Source organism: Streptomyces similanensis (genome assembly GCF_039543625.1).
Taxonomy (GTDB): domain Bacteria; phylum Actinomycetota; class Actinomycetes; order Streptomycetales; family Streptomycetaceae; genus Streptomyces; species Streptomyces similanensis.
In genome coordinates, this window is the sequence record NZ_BAABKC010000042.1 from 40,802 (window position 1) to 58,245 (window position 17,444).

A 17,444-nucleotide genomic window follows, 5' to 3' on the forward strand; every position below is an offset into this window, starting at 1 on the left:
GCCGGGGTCCGCGTGCGCGGGGTCGGGGTCGGGGTGGGCGTCGGGGCCGGTCGCGCCGGCTCCGGCCGGAGGGTGCCGGGGCGGGGGCGGGTGGGCCGCGCCCGTCGCGGCGTCGGTGTGCGTGCCTTGGCCGGGTGCGGCGTCACCGCGCGTGCCACCGTCGCCGTGCGTGCCTTCGCCGGGTGCGCCGTCACCTCGCGCGCCACCGTCGCCGTGCGTGCCTTCGCCGGGTGCGGCGTCGCCGTGCGTGCCGCCGCCGGGTGCGTCGGCGGGGCGGTCGTCGTCCCGGGGCGGCTGCTGGGGCTGCGGTCCGGAGGGCCGCGCCGGCCGGGGGTCTTCCGGCGCCGCGCCGTCGGCGGGCTCGGCGGGCCGCGCGGGTTCGGGGGCCTTCGCCGGTGCGGAGGGCCGCGCGGGTTCGGGGGGCGGTGCGGCCGGTTCGGCGTCGCGGCGGCGCGCGGGGCCGGCGTCCGGTGCCGTGGGGTCCGTCGGGGACTGCGCCGACTCGTCGTTGCCGGACCGCGGCTGCCCGCTTCCGCCGCTCACGTCCACGGTGTCCCCTCGTTCGAAGCGCGTTTCCCGTGCCTGCCGGACGGGAGGTCTCGGGTCGATGGTATGCGGCGGCGGCGCGCGGTCCAGTCCGGCACCCCTGACATCTGCCCCGCCGTCGGCCTGGTCAGTCGGGACGAATGGGTCACTGTCGGTGGCTGGCCGTAGGGTCTGTGGCATGGAGACGAGCACGCAGGCGCCGGAACCCGCACCGGACCGCACACCGGCGTCCGGCCCCGCCCCGCGGACGGCGGCGGCCACGGCGACGACGGTGCCCGCCCAGGCGACCGCCCCCGAGGCGCCCGCCGGGGGCTCGGCGCCGGCCGCGCCGACGACGGACCACGAGCCCGCGGCGGACACCACGGTGGACACGTCCACGGCGGACACGTCAGGTGCGGCAGAGACCAGCGCGGCGGCCGAGGCCGTCCCGGGCGCGGCGGCCGGTGCCGGGCGGGAGGGCGCCGGGGGCGGCGGGCGTCCGGCCGCGCCGCCGGTGTCGTTGTCGCCGTCGCGTGCCGGGGACTTCATGCAGTGCCCGTTGCTGTACCGCTTCCGGGTGATCGACCGGCTGCCGGAGAGGCCGAGCGAGGCGGCGACGCGGGGCACCCTGGTGCACGCGGTGCTGGAGCGCCTGTTCGACGCGCCGGCCGCGGAGCGCACCGCGCCGCGGGCCAGGGCGCTGATCCCCGGTCAGTGGGACCGGCTGCGGGAGTCGCGGCCGGAGCTGGTGGAGCTGTTCGCCGACGACGCGGACGGCGAGCGGCTGGCGCGCTGGCTGTCGGAGGCGGAGCGGCTGGTGGAGCGCTGGTTCACGCTGGAGGACCCGACCCGTCTGGAGCCGGCCGAGCGGGAGCTGTTCGTGGAGGCGGAGCTGGCCTCCGGGCTCCGGCTGCGCGGCATCATCGACCGGGTGGACGTGGCCCCGACGGGCGAGGTGCGCATCGTCGACTACAAGACCGGCAAGGCGCCCCGCCCCGAGTACGCGGAGGGCGCGCTGTTCCAGATGAAGTTCTACGCCCTGGTGGTGTGGCGGCTGAAGAGGGTCGTGCCGCGGCGGCTCCAGCTGGTGTACCTGGGCAGCGGCGACGTACTGACGTACGACCCGGTCCCGGCCGATCTGGAGCGGATCGAGCGCAAGCTGCTGGCGCTGTGGGAGGCGATCCGGCTGGCCACCGAGACCGGTGACTGGCGGCCGCGCCCCACCAAGCTGTGCGGCTGGTGCGACCACCGGGCGCACTGCCCGGAGTTCGGCGGCACTCCCCCGCCCTACCCGCTGCCCCTGGCACCGGCCGCGCCGTCGCCGCAGGGCAGAATGGGCGCGGACTAGGGAACCGGCGAAGGAGACTCACGTGGCCATCCGCGTCCTACTGGTCGACGACCAGCCACTGCTGCGCACCGGATTCCGCATGATCCTGGAGGCGGAGCAGGACATCGCGGTCGTGGGCGAGGCCGGCGACGGTCTCCAGGCCCTGGACCAGGTGCGGGCGCTTCAGCCCGACGTGGTGCTGATGGACATCCGCATGCCGCGGATGGACGGCGTGGAGGCGACCCGGCAGATCACCGGACCCGAGCGCGACGGCCCGGCCAAGGTGCTGGTGCTGACCACCTTCGACCTCGACGAGTACGTGGTGGAGGCGCTGCGCGCCGGGGCGAGCGGCTTCCTGCTCAAGGACGCCCCCGCCAACGAGCTGGTGCAGGCGATCCGGGTGGTGGCCGGGGGCGAGGCGATGCTCGCGCCGAGCATCACCCGCCGGCTGCTGGACAAGTACGCCATCCATCTGCCCTCGGGCGAGGAGCCGGTGCCGGACACCCTGCACACCCTCACCGACCGTGAGGTGGAGGTGCTGAAGCTGGTGGCGCGCGGCCTGTCGAACGCGGAGATCGCCGCGGACCTGTTCGTCAGCGAGACGACCGTCAAGACGCACGTCGGGCACGTGCTGACGAAGCTGGGGCTGCGGGACCGCGTGCAGGCGGCGGTGTACGCGTACGAGAGCGGGCTGGTGCGGCCGGGCGCGCAGTAGCGCCTGACGCCCCGTAAACGGACGGCGGTACGACCGAGGGCGCCCCTCCCGGAATTCCGGGAGGGGCGCCCTCGGTCGTGGGGGTGACCCGGTGTCAGCTGCTCACACCTCGGCCGAGCTGCCACAGCTGGAGCGTCGAGGAGGAGTTGAGGGCGTACGCGGCGCCCGTGATGTCGTCGCGGGCGGCGATGTACTGCTTGCCCTGCCACAGCGGCAGCACCGGCACGTCGTCGGCGACGTCGTCCTGGATCTCCGTCAGGCTGCTGGAGGCGGAGAGCCGGTCGGCCTGGCGGCGGGACTGCGGGATCAGCTCGTTGCGGATCTTGTTGTTGGTGTAGGGCGAGCCGAGCATGTTGTTCTTGTCGAGGAACGGCGCGATGAAGTTGTCGGGGTCCGGGAAGTCGGGGAACCAGCCCATCCCGTAGACGTCGTAGGCGCCCTTCTGCTCGGCCGGGCGGAACACCTTCCACTCGGTGCCCTGGATGCTGACGTCGAACAGGCCGCTGGCGTTGAGCTGCTGCTGCAGGATCTCGAACTCCTGCTTGGTGGCCGGGCCGTAGTGGTCGGTCGTGTAGTGCAGCGTGAGCTTCACCGGGGTGGTGACGCCGGCCTTGTTCAGCAGGGTGCGCGCCTTGCTGTCGCTGGGGTCGCCGTACTTGTTGAAGAAGGAGTTCGAGTGGCCGGTGACGGTGGCCGGGACCAGCGAGAACAGCGGCTCGGCCTGGGTGCCGTAGACCTTGGCGACCAACGCGCTGCGGTTGATGATCTGGGCCATGGCCTGGCGTACGGCCCTGTCCTTGACGCTGGTGGCGTCGGTGTTGAAGCCCAGGTAGCGGATCTCCAGTCCGGGCATCTCGACGAGGTCGATGTTGCCGCCGGAGGCGTTGGAGAGCTTCTGGATCTGCTGGGGCGACATGGCGCGGGTCATGACGTCGATGTCACCCTTGTTCAGGGCGGCACCCATGGCGTCGGCGTCCGCGAAGGAACGGATCTGCACCTTGTCGTTGTTGACCTGCAGCGTCCCCTTGTACTTGGGGTTCTTGGTGAAGACGGCGTCGACCATCTCGTCGTTCTTGACGTTCGCCTTCATCGTGTACGGGCCGGAGCCGTCCACCGCGAAGCCGTCGCGCAGCTTGCTCTTCTCGTAGTCCTTGGGGTTGACGATGCCCGCGACGGGCGTCGACAGCTTGTACGGGAAGGTGGCGTCGGCGGTGTTGAGGTGGAAGACGACCTCGCGGTCCCCCCGGGTCTCGACCGTGTCGACGGTGGAGAGCAGGCTGTTGACCTGGGTGTCGGTCGTGATGCCGCGGGCCCGGTCGATGGAGTACTTCACATCCGACGCGGTGATCTCGTCGCCGTTGGCGAACTCCAGTCCGGAGCGCAGGGTGCAGACGTAGCGTTCGTTGCCGCTGTCGGTGAAGCCGCACTTCTCGGCCGCCTCGGGCACGGGGTCGCCGTCGCCCTTGGGCTGGATCATCAGGGTCTGCACGGTCTGGCGCAGGATGTTCCAGGTGCCGACGTCGTAGGCGTAGGCCGGGTCGAGGGGCGCGGGATCGTCCTTGGAGGCGGTGAACCGGTCCGTGGTGCCGACGACGATGGCGTCGCCGCTGTCGCTTCCGCTGTCGGACCCGCCGCACGCGGCGAGTACCGGCGCGAGCAGGCCGACCACGGCCGGCAGCACCAAAGTCTTACGGTTCATGCTCGAGTTTCTCCAGGGCTGTCAGGTCCGTGTACCCGGCGGGCTGAGGGTGTGTCGCGGCGGATCACGGGGTTGGTTCGATGTACTCGCGACGACATTAGTCCGCGCCCGCGCGGTGGCTCGCGGCCGCCGGAGCCGGGGTGCCATCACACAGCGGAACCAGGTGTGGACGCACCGAAAACGCGCCAGTGGAAGGATTCGTGCAGCGTTCCACCAAACGGGACACAAGGGCACGCGCACCCCGCGGAAAAGGGGGCGGGAAGCACACCGTCCCGCCCTTGTCGACCCTCTTTCAAGTGATGAACGTCACCTCGGCAACTCTGCGCGACCGTAACGGAATTCAGCCGTCCGGCGCGTTTCGCGCGCTTTCCGGGCCCGCCGGAGGACCGGCCCGACGGGACCCGGGAGGTGTGAGCGAGGGCTAGTGAGGCAGTGTCACCAGACCGTGCAGGAAGGGCAGGTCGACCTCTTCGAGCGAGGTGACGACCGTGCGCCGGGGCGCGGGGGCGATGGGGGCGACCGAGGGCACGGCCACCACGTGGCAGCCGGCGGCCTCGGCCGCGGCGACGCCGGTCGCGGTGTCCTCGACGACCGCGCAGCGGGCCGGGTCCACCCCGAGGCGGGAGGCGGCCAGCAGGTAGGGGTCGGGGTGCGGCTTGGTGCGGGCCACCTCGTCGCCGGCGACGGACAGGGCGAAGTGGTGCGGGCCGAGGGAGGCGAGGACCCGGTCGATGATGCGCCGGTGGGAGGCGGAGACCAGGGCGGTGGGGATCCCGTGCGCGGACAGTTCGGCCAGCAGGCGCGCGGCGCCCGGCATCAGCGGCACGGTGTGCCCGACCAGTTCCTCGAAACCCTGGTTGAGCAGCACGGTCAGCTCGGCGAGGGTGACGGCGGCGCCGGTGGCCTCGATCAGGAAGCCGGCGCTGCGGGTCATGGGACCGCCGACGACGACGTGCCGCCACGCCTCGTCGAGGGTGTGTCCGAGGGCGGCGAAGACCGCCACCTCGACCTCCCACCAGAAGCCCTCCGTGTCCACCAGGGTGCCGTCCATGTCGAGAAGCACGGCCTGGAGAGCTGAGCCTTCCGAGTGCCGGGTTCCGAGCGCGGGGACCGTACTGGTCATCCGGGCGCCTCCTTGAGGGACGAGCAGGCCGGTTCCCGCGCGGGGAACCGGCCTGCAGTGGACCGACCAGTGTACGACGTGATCGGTGCGAACGGCGCACCGGGAACACACGGCGCCCTCGCGTCCCCCCGTTCGCCGGACGGCGGACGGGGAAGCCGGACACCCGTCGGGCCACGGCCCCACGAGCGCCGTGGCCCGGCGCCCGCCTCAGCGGGCGTTGAAGTACTTCGCCTCCGGGTGGTGGATGACGATCGCGTCCGTGGACTGCTCCGGGTGGAGCTGGAACTCCTCGGAGAGGTGGACGCCGATGCGCTCCGGCTGGAGCAGGCCGGCGATCTTCGCGCGGTCCTCCAGGTCGGGGCAGGCGCCGTAGCCGAGGGAGAACCGGGCGCCGCGGTACTTCAGGGCGAACATGTCCTCCATGCCGGCCGGGTCCTCGCCGCCGAAGCCCAGCTCGCCGCGGACCCGGGCATGCCAGTACTCGGCGAGGGCCTCGGCCAGCTGCACGGACAGTCCGTGCAGCTCCAGGTACTCCCGGTAGGAGTCGGAGGCGAACAGCCGCGCGGTCTCCTCGCCGATCCGGGAGCCGACGGTGACCACCTGGAAGCCGACGACGTCGATCTCGCCGGACTCCTCCGGGCGGAAGAAGTCGGCCAGGCACAGCCGCCGGCCGCGGCGCTGGCGCGGGAAGGTGAACCGGGTGCGCTCATTGCCCTGCTCGTCCAGCACGATCAGGTCGTCGTCCTTGGACACGCACGGGAAGTAGCCGTAGACGACCGCCGCTTCGAGCAGGTTCTCGGTGTGCAGCCGGTCCAGCAGGCCGCGCAGCCGGGGCCGGCCCTCGGTCTCCACCAGCTCCTCGTAGGTCGGCCCGTCGCCGGTGCGGGCCTGCTTGAGGCCCCACTGCCCCTTGAACAGCGCGCCCTCGTCCAGCCAGGTCGCGTACTCCTTGAGCTGGATGCCCTTGATCACCCGGGTGCCCCGGAACGGCGGCTCGGGCACCGGGTTGTCGGTGGCCACGTCGGAGCGGACGTGCCCCTCCTCCGGCCGCTGCTCCTCGACCGCGGCCGGGGCGGCGGCCCGCACCCGGCGCTGCTTCAGCTCGGGCAGCTTGACGCCGGGCACGCCCCGCTTGACGCCGATCAGGGCGTCCATCAGGCGCAGCCCCTCGAACGCGTCGCGGGCGTAGCGGACCTCGCCCTCGTAGATCTCGTGCAGGTCCTGCTCGACGTAGGCCCTGGTCAGGGCGGCGCCGCCGAGGATCACCGGGTAGTCGGCGGCCAGGCCGCGCTGGTTCAGCTCCTCCAGGTTCTCCTTCATGATCACCGTGGACTTCACCAGCAGCCCGGACATGCCGATGACGTCGGCCCTGTGCTCGTCGGCGGCCTCCAGGATCGCGGAGACGGGCTGCTTGATGCCGAGGTTGACGACGTTGTAGCCGTTGTTGGACAGGATGATGTCGACGAGGTTCTTGCCGATGTCGTGCACGTCGCCGCGCACGGTGGCGAGCACGATGGTGCCCTTGCCGGCCTCGTCGGTCTTCTCCATGTGCGGTTCGAGGTGGGCGACGGCCGTCTTCATCACCTCGGCGGACTGGAGGACGAACGGCAGCTGCATCTGTCCGGAGCCGAACAGCTCGCCGACGACCTTCATGCCGTCCAGCAGGGTCTCGTTGACGATGTCGAGCGCCGGGCGCTCGGTGAGCGCCTCGTCCAGGTCGGCCTCCAGGCCGTTGCGCTCGCCGTCGATGATCCGCCGCTTGAGGCGTTCGTCCAGCGGGAGGGCGGCCAGTTCCTCGGCCTTGCCGGCCTTCAGCGACTTCGCCGTGGCGCCCTCGAACAGCTGCATGAGCTTCTGCAGCGGGTCGTAGCCCTCGCGGCGGCGGTCGTGGATCAGGTCCAGGGCGGTGGTGACCTGCTCGTCGTCGAAGCGGGCGATCGGCAGGATCTTGGAGGCGTGCACGATCGCCGAGTCCAGGCCCGCCTTGACGCACTCGTCCAGGAACACGGAGTTCAGCAGGATCCGGGCGGCCGGGTTGAGGCCGAAGGAGATGTTCGACAGGCCCAGGGTGGTCTGCACCTTCGGGTGGCGCCGCTTCAGCTCGCGGATGCCCTCGATGGTGGCGACGCCGTCCTTGCGGGACTCCTCCTGCCCGGTGCAGATGGTGAAGGTCAGACAGTCGACGAGGATGTCCTCCTCGCGGATGCCCCAGTTGCCGGTCAGGTCGTCGATCAGCCGCTCGGCGATCTCCACCTTCTTCTCGGCGGTACGGGCCTGGCCCTCCTCGTCGATGGTGAGCGCGATCAGCGCCGCGCCGTGCTCGCGGGCCAGCGCGGTCACCTTCGCGAACCGCGACTCGGGGCCGTCGCCGTCCTCGTAGTTCACCGAGTTGATCACGGCCCGGCCGCCGAGCTTCTCCAGGCCCGCCCGGATGACGTCGACCTCGGTGGAGTCCAGCACGATCGGCAGGGTGGAGGCGGTGGCGAACCGGCCGGCCAGCTCCGCCATGTCGGCGACGCCGTCCCGGCCGACGTAGTCCACGCACAGGTCGAGCAGGTGCGCGCCCTCGCGGATCTGGTCGCGGGCCATCTCCACGCAGTTGTCCCAGCGGCCCTCCAGCATGGCCTCGCGGAACTTCTTGGAGCCGTTGGCGTTGGTGCGCTCGCCGATCGCCAGGTACGAGGTGTCCTGGCGGAAGGGGACCGTCTGGTAGAGGGAGGCCGCGCCGGGCTCGGGACGCGGGTCGCGCTCGACCGGGGCGAGGCCGCGCACCCGCTCCACCAGCTGCCGCAGGTGTTCGGGCGTGGTGCCGCAGCAGCCGCCCACCAGGGAGAGGCCGTAGTCGCGGACGAAGTTCTCCTGGGCGTCGGCCAGCTCGCCGGCCGAGAGCGGGTAGCGCGCGCCGTCCTTGGTCAGCTCGGGCAGGCCGGCGTTGGGCATGCAGGACAGCTGGACGCGGGAGTGGCGGGCCAGGTAGCGCAGGTGCTCGCTCATCTCGGCCGGGCCGGTCGCGCAGTTCAGGCCGATCATGTCGATGCCCAGCGGCTCCAGCGCGGTCAGCGCCGCGCCGATCTCGGAGCCGAGCAGCATGGTGCCGGTGGTCTCGACGGTGACCGACACGATCAGCGGGACCTCGTACCCGGCGATCTCCATCGCGCGGCGGGCGGCGACGACGGACGCCTTGGTCTGGAGCAGGTCCTGGGTGGTCTCCACCAGCAGCGCGTCCGCGCCGCCGGCGAGCAGGCCCTCGGCGTTGCGCTGGTAGGCGTCGCGGATGGCGGTGTAGGTGGTGTGGCCCAGCGTGGGCAGCTTGGTGCCCGGTCCCATCGAGCCGAGCACCCAGCGGGCGCGGCCGTCGCGGGCGGCGTACCCGTCGGCCGTCTCGCGGGCGATGCGCGCGCCCGCCTCGGACAGCTCGGCGACGCGCTCGGGGATGTCGTACTCGCCCAGGGCGGTGAGGTTGGCGCCGAAGGTATTGGTCTCGACGCAGTCGACGCCCGCGTCGAAGTACTCGGCGTGCACCGAGGCCACGATGTCCGGCCTGGTGACGTTCAGGATCTCGTTGCAGCCCTCGAGATCCTGGAAGTCCTCGAGGGTGGGGTCCTGGGCCTGGAGCATGGTGCCCATCGCTCCGTCGGCGACCACCACTCGGGTGGCGAGCGCCTCGCGGAGGGCGGACGCACGGGTCCGGCTGTCTGCGGAAGGGGACGGCGGCAACGAGGCCATGAAGGGGCTCCCTTAGGTGCGACGGCTGTCGGCTTTGCGTCTTCCCCGGGCGGTTCCGAGAGCTCCGCACGGAGCTTCCCGGGGACGGTGCACGCCGCAAGCGTAGCGGGGGCCGGGCCCTGGTGTTCAGGGCGTCCACGGCTCGGACGAGGATGGCACCCGCGTCACGTCCGGGCGACGCACGACGTAACAGATGTCGACCGACCATTGGCGGGGAGTCGGCAACGACCGGTAGTGTTCGACATTGCCGAACGGTGGTAGACGGGATCGCCGCCGACGGCCGAAGGGGACGGAGGGCAGGACGGCGATGGCACGGAACATCCAGTCGCTCGAACGGGCGGCCGCGATGCTGCGGCTGCTCGCGGGCGGCGAGCGACGGCTCGGCCTGTCGGACATCGCCTCGTCGCTCGGCCTCGCCAAGGGCACCGCGCACGGCATACTGCGCACCCTCCAGCAGGAGGGTTTCGTCGAACAGGACGACGCCTCCGGTCGCTACCAGCTCGGCGCGGAGCTGCTGCGCCTGGGCACCACCTACCTCGACGTGCACGAACTGCGGGCGCGCGCCCTGGTGTGGACCGACGACCTCGCGCGCGCCAGCGGGGAGAGCGTCTACCTGGGCGTGCTGCACCAGCAGGGCGTGCTGATCGTGCACCACGTCTTCCGCCCGGACGACAGCCGGCAGGTGCTGGAGATCGGGGCGATGCAGCCGCTGCACTCCACCGCGCTCGGCAAGGTCCTCTCCGCCTACGACCCGGTGGCGCACAGCGAGGCGCTGGAGGCCGAGCGCAAGGTCTTCACCGACCGCACCGTGTGCGCCGTCGAGGAGTTCGAGCGGATCCTCGACCTCACGCGCGCGCGGGGCTACGCGGCCGACGTGGAGGAGACCTGGGAGGGCGTCGCGTCCGTCGCGGCGCCCATCCACGACCGGCGGCGGATGCCGGTCGGCGCGGTCGGCATCACCGGCGCCGTGGAGCGGGTGGGCCGGGACGGCGAGCTGCGGCACGAGCTGATCGCGGCGGTGCGGGACTGCGCCCGCGCGGTCTCCCGGGACCTGGGCGCCGGCCGCTTCTGAGCGCTGCGGGGCACTCCCCCGCCCCGCCGGACACCCCTTCCTTTCGCGGGCCGGTACGGCAGTCGCCGTACCGGCCTTCGGCATGCCCGGCGGACCCGGCTCGCACGGATGTACGGGCCGCGATCAGTAACGATCGTGCATTCGACAACAGAACTCTTGACGCCCATGGGGTGGCGGGCAAGACTCGCGTCCATCGGTCGGCATTGTCGAACACCTTGCGGCAATACGCGTTAGAGTGTGACAACGCCAGAGGCCGGCATCGCTCTCACCCCTGAGGGCGCCAGACCCCCGGCGGGACCCGGGGTTCGGCTACCCCTGGACGAAGGACAAAGGAGTCGCGGGTGTCCAGCTCCGACATCTTCATCGGCGAGACCATCGGTACCGCCATACTCATCGCGCTCGGCGGCGGCGTCTGCGCCGCCGTCACCCTGAAGGCCTCCAAGGCCCGTAACGCCGGCTGGCTCGCCATCGCCTTCGGGTGGGGTTTCGCCGTGATGACGGCCGTCTACGTCTCCGGCCCGCTCTCGGGCGCCCATCTCAACCCCGCCGTGACGGTGGCCCTCGCCATCAAGGACGGCGGCTGGGCCAACGTGCCGACCTACCTCGGCGGCCAGCTGCTGGGCGCCATGATCGGCGCGACGCTGGTCTGGCTGGCCTACTACGGCCAGTTCCAGGCGCACCTGACCGACAAGGAGATCGTCGGCGGCCCGGGCGCGCAGACCACCTCGGCCAAGGCCGTCGAGGCCCAGGAGCAGGGCGCGGGACCGGTGCTCGGCGTCTTCTCCACCGGCCCGGAGATCCGCAACGTGGTGCAGAACCTCGCCACCGAGATCATCGGCACCGTCGTGCTGATCCTGGCGGTCCTCACCCAGGGCCTGAACGACAACGGCAACGGCCTGGGCACCCTCGGCGGTCTGATCACCGCGCTCGTGGTGGTCGCCGTCGGCCTCTCCCTCGGCGGCCCCACCGGCTACGCCATCAACCCCGCCCGTGACCTGGGCCCGCGCATCGTGCACGCCCTGCTGCCGCTGCCCAACAAGGGCGGCTCCGACTGGAGCTACGCCTGGATCCCGGTGGTCGGCCCGCTGATCGGCGGCGCCATCGGCGCAGGCATCTACAACCTCGCCTTCGCCTGACGGACGCGGCGTCCGCGGCCCCGGGCCGCCGGACGCCGGCCCCGACCGCACCGCCGTATCCACCGCCCCACAGCCACCCGGACCCCAGGAGCACACCGTGACCGACGCGCACACCGCCGGACCGTTCATCGCCGCCATCGACCAGGGCACCACCTCCAGCCGCTGCATCGTCTTCGACCGGGACGGCCGGATCGTCTCCGTCGACCAGAAGGAGCACGAGCAGATCTTCCCGAAGCCGGGCTGGGTCGAGCACGACGCCAACGAGATCTGGACCAACGTCCAGGAGGTCGTCGCCGGGGCCGTCGAGAAGGCCGGCATCACCCGCGACGACATCAAGGCCATCGGCATCACCAACCAGCGCGAGACGACCGTGCTGTGGGACAAGAACACCGGTGAGCCCGTCCACAACGCCATCGTCTGGCAGGACACCCGCACCGACTCCCTGTGCCGGGAGCTGGGCCGCAACGTCGGCCAGGACCGCTTCCGCCGCGAGACCGGCCTGCCGCTCGCCTCCTACTTCGCCGGCCCCAAGGCCCGCTGGCTGCTCGACAACGTCGAGGGCCTGCGCGAGCGCGCCGAGGCGGGCGACATCCTCTTCGGCACCATGGACACCTGGGTCATCTGGAACCTGACCGGCGGCGTCGACGGCGGCGAGCACGTCACCGACGTCACCAACGCCTCCCGCACCCTGCTGATGAACCTGCACACCATGGCGTGGGACGAGCGGATCGCCGAGTCGATCGGCGTGCCGACGCGGATCCTGCCCGAGATCCGCTCCTCCGCCGAGGTCTACGGCGAGATCAAGGGCGGCCGCCTCGGCGAGCTGCTCGGCGGCATCCCGGTCGCCTCCGCGCTCGGCGACCAGCAGGCGGCCCTGTTCGGCCAGACCTGCTTCTCCGAGGGCGAGACCAAGTCGACGTACGGCACCGGCACCTTCATGGTGATGAACACCGGCGACAAGCTCATCAACTCCTACAGCGGGCTGCTGACCACGGTCGGCTACCAGATCGGCGACCAGAAGCCGGTCTACGCCCTGGAGGGCTCGATCGCCGTCACCGGCTCGCTGGTGCAGTGGATGCGCGACCAGATGGGGCTGATCTCCACCGCCGCCGAGATCGAGACCCTCGCGCTCTCCGTCGAGGACAACGGCGGCGCCTACTTCGTGCCGGCCTTCTCCGGCCTGTTCGCCCCGTACTGGCGCTCCGACGCCCGCGGTGTGATCGCCGGCCTGACCCGGTACGTCACCAAGGCGCACCTCGCGCGCGCCGTCCTGGAGGCCACCGCCTGGCAGACGCGGGAGATCGCCGACGCCATGACCAAGGACTCCGGGGTGGAGCTGACCGCCCTCAAGGTCGACGGCGGCATGACCTCCAACAACCTGCTGATGCAGACGCTCTCGGACTTCCTGGACGCCCCCGTGGTGCGTCCGATGGTCGCCGAGACCACCTGCCTCGGCGCCGCCTACGCCGCCGGTCTCGCCGTCGGCTTCTGGGCCTCCACCGACGAGCTGCGCCAGAACTGGCGCCGGGCCGCCGAATGGACCCCCCGCATGGACGCGGACACCCGCGACCGTGAGTACAAGAACTGGCTCAAGGCCGTCGAGCGGACCATGGGCTGGATCGAGGACGAGGAGTAAGAAACCCCAATGACCAGTCAGTCCACCCTGCAGTCCGTGCCTGCCCTGGGGACGCACCCGGCCTCCGGCTCCAACCCGAGCCGCGCCGAGACCCGGGAGCAGCTCTCCAAGGCGACGTACGACCTCCTCGTGATCGGCGGCGGCATCCTGGGCATCTCCACCGCCTGGCACGCCGCGCAGTCCGGCCTCAGGGTGGCCCTGGTCGACGCCGGCGACTTCGCCGGCGCCACCTCCTCCGCCTCCTCCAAGCTCCTGCACGGCGGTCTGCGCTACCTGCAGACCGGCGCGGTGAAGCTGGTGGCGGAGAACCACTTCGAGCGCCGTGCGGTCTCCCGCCAGGTGGCCCCCCACCTGGCGAACCCGCTCACCTTCTACCTCCCGGTGTACAAGGGCGGGCCGCACGGCGCGGCGAAGCTCGGCGCGGGCGTGTTCGCCTACTCCGCGCTCTCCGCGTTCGGCGACGGCGTCGGCCACCTCCTCTCCCCCGCCAAGGCGGCGCAGGACGTGCCCGAGCTGCGCACCGAGAACCTCAAGGCCGTGGCCGTCTACGGCGACGACCAGATGAACGACGCGCGCATGGCCCTGATGACGGTCCGCGCGGCCGTCGAGGCGGGCGCGGTCGTCCTCAACCACGCCGAGGTCACCGGGCTGCGCTTCACCAAGGGCCGGGTGACCGGCGCCGAGCTGCGCGACAAGCTCTCCGGCGACGAGTTCGGCGCGAACGCCCGCCTGGTGCTGAACGCCACCGGGCCGTGGGTGGACCACCTGCGCCGGATGGAGGACGCGAACGCCGCGCCGTCCATCCGCCTGTCCAAGGGCGCGCACCTGGTCCTGAAGCGGACCGCGCCGTGGAAGGCCGCGCTGGCCACCCCGATCGACAAGTACCGCATCACCTTCGCCCTCCCCTGGGAGGACATGCTGCTGCTCGGCACCACCGACGAGGAGTACGAGGGCGACCCGGCGGACGTCTCCGTCAACGACCACGACATAGCCCAGATCCTGGACGAGGCGGCGTTCTCCGTCCGGGACCAGCAGCTGCGGCGGGAGCTGATCACCTACGCGTTCGCCGGTCTGCGGGTGCTGCCGGGCGGCCCCGGCAGCACCGCCAAGGCCAAGCGCGAGACGGTGGTGACCGAGGGCAGGGGCGGAATGCTGTCCGTGGCCGGCGGCAAGTGGACCACCTTCCGGCACATCGGCCGCACGGTGATGAAGAAGCTGGAGGAGCTGCCGGGCCACCCGCTGGGCGACGACTTCGAGCCGATCTCCACGCTGCCGAAGAAGCTGCCGCTGCCGGGCATCGCCAACCCGCGCGCGGTCGCCCACCGGCTGCTGGTGGACCGCCCGGCGCCCGGTCCGCGGATGGCGCCGGAGACCGCCCGGCACCTGGCCACGCACTACGGCTCGCTGGCCTTCGACATCGCCCGGCTGGCGAACGAGAACCCGGAGCTGGCCGAGCGGGTCCACCCCGACGCCCCGGAGATCTGGGCGCAGGTCGTCTGGGCCCGCGACCACGAGTGGGCCGAGACGGCCGACGACGTGCTGCGCCGCCGTACGACGCTGACGATCCGCGGTCTGGCCACGGACGAGGTGCGGGCGAAGGTGCAGGGGCTGCTCGACGGCGAGTGAGCGCCGGGTGACGCCGGTCACCGGCGCCGGGGCCGGCTCCTCCCGCACGGGGAGCCGGCCCTCCGGCACGGCCCTGCCTCACTGCGCGTCAGAACCCGTGCGCACAGGGCGATTTGAGCACACCCGGCGGGAACCGTCAGCCGCGTCCGGCGCAGTGACCGCGGGTCAGCCGCCCGGGCCGCGGCCCCCGCGGCGGTCGAAAGGTCCGGGATCGGCGATCATGGGTGTTCGGGTGGCCCGTACGGGTAGTGATGCGTTCACTCCCCCGTGCACGGGGGCTGCGGGCGCTCCCGCCGAACGCCGTAAGGTTGGCGGGTCAGGCGAGGGCACGTCGGAAGGAGGCGCTGGGTGATCGAGCTCGAGGGGGTTCCCGAGCTGATCGACCCGGTCATGGTGGCCGCGTTCGAGGGCTGGAACGATGCCGGCGACGCCGCTTCGACCGCGGTCGCGCATCTGGAGCGGGAGTGGAAGGGCGAGGTGTTCGCGGCACTGGACGCCGAGGACTACTACGACTTCCAGGTGAACCGCCCCACGGTGTTCATGGACGGCGGCGTGCGCAAGATCACTTGGCCGACGACCAGGCTCTCGGTGGTCCGGGTCGGCGGCGACAAACCCCGTGACCTGGTGCTGGTGCGCGGGATCGAACCGTCCATGCGCTGGCGTTCGTTCTGCAACGAGCTGCTGGGCTTCGCGCACGAACTCGGCGTGGAGCTGGTGGTCGTGCTGGGCGCGCTGCTCGGCGACACCCCGCACACCCGCCCGGTCCCGATCAGCGGGACCACCTCGGACGCGGACCTGGCCCGCCGGATGGACCTGGAGGAGACCAAGTACGAGGGCCCCACCGGCATCGTGGGCGTCCTCCAGGAGGCGTGCACGCACGCCGGCGTCCCGGCCGTCTCCCTGTGGGCGGCGGTCCCGCACTACGTGTCGCAGCCGCCCAACCCGAAGGCCACGCTGGCCCTGCTGAACCGCCTTGAGGACCTGCTCGACATCAGGATCCCGCTGGGCGAGCTGCCCGAGGACGCGCGCGCCTGGCAGGTGGGCGTGGACCAGCTGGCCGCCGAGGACAGCGAGGTCGCCGAGTACGTGCAGACGCTGGAGGAGGCCCGGGACACCGCCGAGCTGCCGGAGGCGTCGGGCGAGGCGATCGCCCGCGAGTTCGAGCGGTATCTGCGGCGCCGGGACGGCGGCGGCCCGACGGCGGGCGGCCACGCCACGGCGGACGGCGGCGACGCCGGCTCCTATCTGCGCGAGGGCCCCGGCGGCCGCACCCGCCCGCCGATGCCGTCGAGGCCGGAGCCGGAGCAGCCGGAGGCCGACCCGCGGCCGGGGACCGAGCCGCAGCCGGGGACCGAGCCGAAGGACGACGCCGGCTCCGGGCCGCAGACCGGTCCGCGCGCGCGGCGCGAATCCCGGCCGGAGACCGATCCGGCGCCGGACGACGACTCGGACGACTCGTCCGACGAGGACTGAGCGGAGAAACCGTCAGGGGCGGTGCGCCACGAGCGCACCGCCCCTGACGGTTCTTCCGGCGTCCGTCGGGGCCCGCCCGGCCGGCGGGCCCCGCATCACGTCTCAGCTCAGAGAGCCACGCCCAGCAGGGCGTCCACGGCCCGCGACACCAGACCGGGTGAGCCCGTGTCCGTGCCGCCCCGCTCCTCCTGGAGCGCGGCCCAGCGGTCGACCGCGGCGAGCGCGGCCGGGGCGTCGAGGTCCTCGGCGAGGGCGTCGCGGATCTCCTCGACCAGCTTGTCCGCGGCCGGTCCGTCGGGCCGCGAGACGGCCGCGCGCCAGCGGCCGAGCCGGTCGACGGCGTCCTGGAGCACCTGGTCGGTCCACTCCCAGTCGGAGCGGTAGTGGTGGGCGAGCAGCGCGAGCCGGATCGCCGCCGGGTCGACGCCGTCGCGCCGCAGCCGGGAGACGAAGACGAGGTTGCCCTTGGACTTGGACATCTTCTCGCCGTCGAGGGCGACCATGCCGGCGTGGACGTAGGCCCTGGCCATCGGGAACTCGCCGGTGAGCACCTGGGCGTGCGAGGCGCCCATCTCGTGGTGCGGGAAGGCGAGGTCGGAGCCGCCGCCCTGGACGTCGAAGCCCATCCCGAGGTGGTCGAGGGCGATGGCCACGCACTCGATGTGCCAGCCGGGGCGGCCCGGGCCGAGCGAGGCGCCGTCCCAGCTGGGTTCGCCGTCGCGGGCGGCCAGCCACAGCATCGGGTCGAGCGGGTTCTTCTTGCCGGGCCGGTCGGGGTCGCCGCCGCGCTCGGCGGACAGCAGCCGCATCGCGGCGGCGTCGAGGCGGGAGACCGAGCCGAAGTGCGGGTCGGACTCGACGGAGAAGTACACGTCGCCGTCCAGCTCGTACGCCGCGCCCAGGTCCCGCAGTCGCTCCACCAGGGGAACGATGCCGGGTATGGCCTCCACGGCGCCTATGTAGTGCCGGGGCGGCAGCATCCGCAGGGCGGTCATGTCCTCGCGGAACAGGGACGTCTCCCGCTCGGCCAGCCCGACCCAGTCGATGGCGTCGCGCCGCGCCCGCTCCAGCAGCGGATCGTCGACGTCGGTGACGTTCTGGACGTAGTGGACCTGCCGCTTGGTGTCGAGCCACACGCGCTGGACGAGGTCGAACGCGTTGTAGGTCGCCGCGTGACCCATGTGGGTCGCGTCGTACGGCGTGATGCCGCAGACGTAGATACGGGCGACGGGACCGGGGGTCAGGGTGACCGGACCCCCGGTCGCGGTGTCGTGGATCCTCAGGTCGCGGCCCTGACCAGGCAGGGCGGGGACCTCGGAAGCGGGCCAGGCATGCATGTCATGAGCGTAACCGGACCGCGGTCCCGTCCACGAACCGGACCGGGCC

11 protein-coding genes and 1 pseudogene are annotated in these 17,444 nt (G+C 72.2%); 7 read left to right on the forward strand and 5 right to left on the reverse strand.

Going from position 1 to position 17,444, the window contains the following annotated elements:
* Positions 1–543: pseudogene (locus ABEB07_RS13770) on the reverse strand (hypothetical protein); the annotation flags it as partial.
* Between the two features lie 181 nt (positions 544–724).
* Between ABEB07_RS13770 and ABEB07_RS13775 the strand changes: the two are divergent.
* Together ABEB07_RS13775 and ABEB07_RS13780 are read left to right on the forward strand one after the other, a co-directional pair.
* A complete protein-coding gene (locus ABEB07_RS13775; protein WP_345668577.1) occupies positions 725–1,873 on the forward strand; it encodes a RecB family exonuclease in 1,149 nt (382 codons plus the stop codon).
* Between the two features lie 22 nt (positions 1,874–1,895).
* Positions 1,896–2,567, forward strand: coding sequence for a response regulator (locus ABEB07_RS13780; protein WP_164583224.1), 672 nt, complete (start codon positions 1,896–1,898; stop codon positions 2,565–2,567).
* A 94-nt stretch (positions 2,568–2,661) separates the two neighbouring features.
* Here ABEB07_RS13780 and ABEB07_RS13785 read toward each other — a convergent pair whose 3' ends face one another.
* From ABEB07_RS13785 to metH, 3 genes are all read right to left on the reverse strand, one after another.
* A complete protein-coding gene (locus tag ABEB07_RS13785; RefSeq protein ID WP_176148334.1) occupies positions 2,662–4,266 on the reverse strand; it encodes an ABC transporter substrate-binding protein in 1,605 nt (534 codons plus the stop codon).
* A 421-nt stretch (positions 4,267–4,687) separates the two neighbouring features.
* Positions 4,688–5,389 carry an HAD family hydrolase gene (locus ABEB07_RS13790; RefSeq protein ID WP_345668578.1) on the reverse strand — a complete coding sequence of 234 codons (702 nt, stop codon included), beginning with the start codon at positions 5,387–5,389 and terminating at the stop codon, positions 4,688–4,690.
* 207 nt (positions 5,390–5,596) lie between these two features.
* A complete protein-coding gene (gene metH, locus ABEB07_RS13795) occupies positions 5,597–9,115 on the reverse strand; it encodes a methionine synthase (protein ID WP_345668579.1) in 3,519 nt (1,172 codons plus the stop codon).
* Between the two features lie 307 nt (positions 9,116–9,422).
* Between metH and ABEB07_RS13800 the strand changes: the two genes are divergently transcribed.
* The 5 genes from ABEB07_RS13800 (at position 9,423) to ABEB07_RS13820 (ending at position 16,058) form a co-directional block, all read left to right on the forward strand.
* Positions 9,423–10,187, forward strand: coding sequence for an IclR family transcriptional regulator (locus ABEB07_RS13800; RefSeq protein ID WP_164584682.1), 765 nt, complete (start codon positions 9,423–9,425; stop codon positions 10,185–10,187).
* Between the two features lie 341 nt (positions 10,188–10,528).
* On the forward strand, positions 10,529–11,323 hold the full coding sequence (locus tag ABEB07_RS13805; RefSeq protein ID WP_345668580.1) for an MIP/aquaporin family protein: 795 nt from the start codon (positions 10,529–10,531) through the stop codon (positions 11,321–11,323).
* Between the two features lie 97 nt (positions 11,324–11,420).
* The gene (gene glpK, locus ABEB07_RS13810) at positions 11,421–12,959 is read left to right on the forward strand and encodes a glycerol kinase GlpK (RefSeq protein ID WP_176148337.1); all 1,539 of its coding nucleotides are present in this window, start codon (positions 11,421–11,423) and stop codon (positions 12,957–12,959) included.
* Between the two features lie 9 nt (positions 12,960–12,968).
* Positions 12,969–14,585 carry a glycerol-3-phosphate dehydrogenase/oxidase gene (locus ABEB07_RS13815; protein WP_164584679.1) on the forward strand — a complete coding sequence of 539 codons (1,617 nt, stop codon included), beginning with the start codon at positions 12,969–12,971 and terminating at the stop codon, positions 14,583–14,585.
* A gap of 348 nt (positions 14,586–14,933) precedes the next feature.
* A complete protein-coding gene (locus tag ABEB07_RS13820; protein ID WP_345668581.1) occupies positions 14,934–16,058 on the forward strand; it encodes a PAC2 family protein in 1,125 nt (374 codons plus the stop codon).
* 107 nt (positions 16,059–16,165) lie between these two features.
* Here ABEB07_RS13820 and mshC read toward each other — a convergent pair whose 3' ends face one another.
* Positions 16,166–17,395: a cysteine--1-D-myo-inosityl 2-amino-2-deoxy-alpha-D-glucopyranoside ligase gene (gene mshC, locus ABEB07_RS13825; RefSeq protein WP_345668582.1), complete on the reverse strand. Its 1,230-nt coding sequence runs from the start codon at positions 17,393–17,395 to the stop codon at positions 16,166–16,168.
* Between the last annotated feature and the right edge of the window lie 49 nt (positions 17,396–17,444).

Excerpts from the sequence above, each read along its gene's own strand:
- ABEB07_RS13775 (WP_345668577.1), top strand. The coding sequence starts at position 725 with ATGGAGACGAGCACGCAGGCGCCGGAACCCGCACCGGACCGCACACCG.
- ABEB07_RS13785 (WP_176148334.1), bottom strand. The coding sequence starts at position 4,266 with ATGAACCGTAAGACTTTGGTGCTGCCGGCCGTGGTCGGCCTGCTCGCG.
- ABEB07_RS13790 (WP_345668578.1), bottom strand. The coding sequence starts at position 5,389 with ATGACCAGTACGGTCCCCGCGCTCGGAACCCGGCACTCGGAAGGCTCA.
- metH (WP_345668579.1), bottom strand. The coding sequence starts at position 9,115 with ATGGCCTCGTTGCCGCCGTCCCCTTCCGCAGACAGCCGGACCCGTGCG.
- ABEB07_RS13800 (WP_164584682.1), top strand. The coding sequence starts at position 9,423 with ATGGCACGGAACATCCAGTCGCTCGAACGGGCGGCCGCGATGCTGCGG.
- ABEB07_RS13815 (WP_164584679.1), top strand. The coding sequence starts at position 12,969 with ATGACCAGTCAGTCCACCCTGCAGTCCGTGCCTGCCCTGGGGACGCAC.
- mshC (WP_345668582.1), bottom strand. The coding sequence starts at position 17,395 with ATGCATGCCTGGCCCGCTTCCGAGGTCCCCGCCCTGCCTGGTCAGGGC.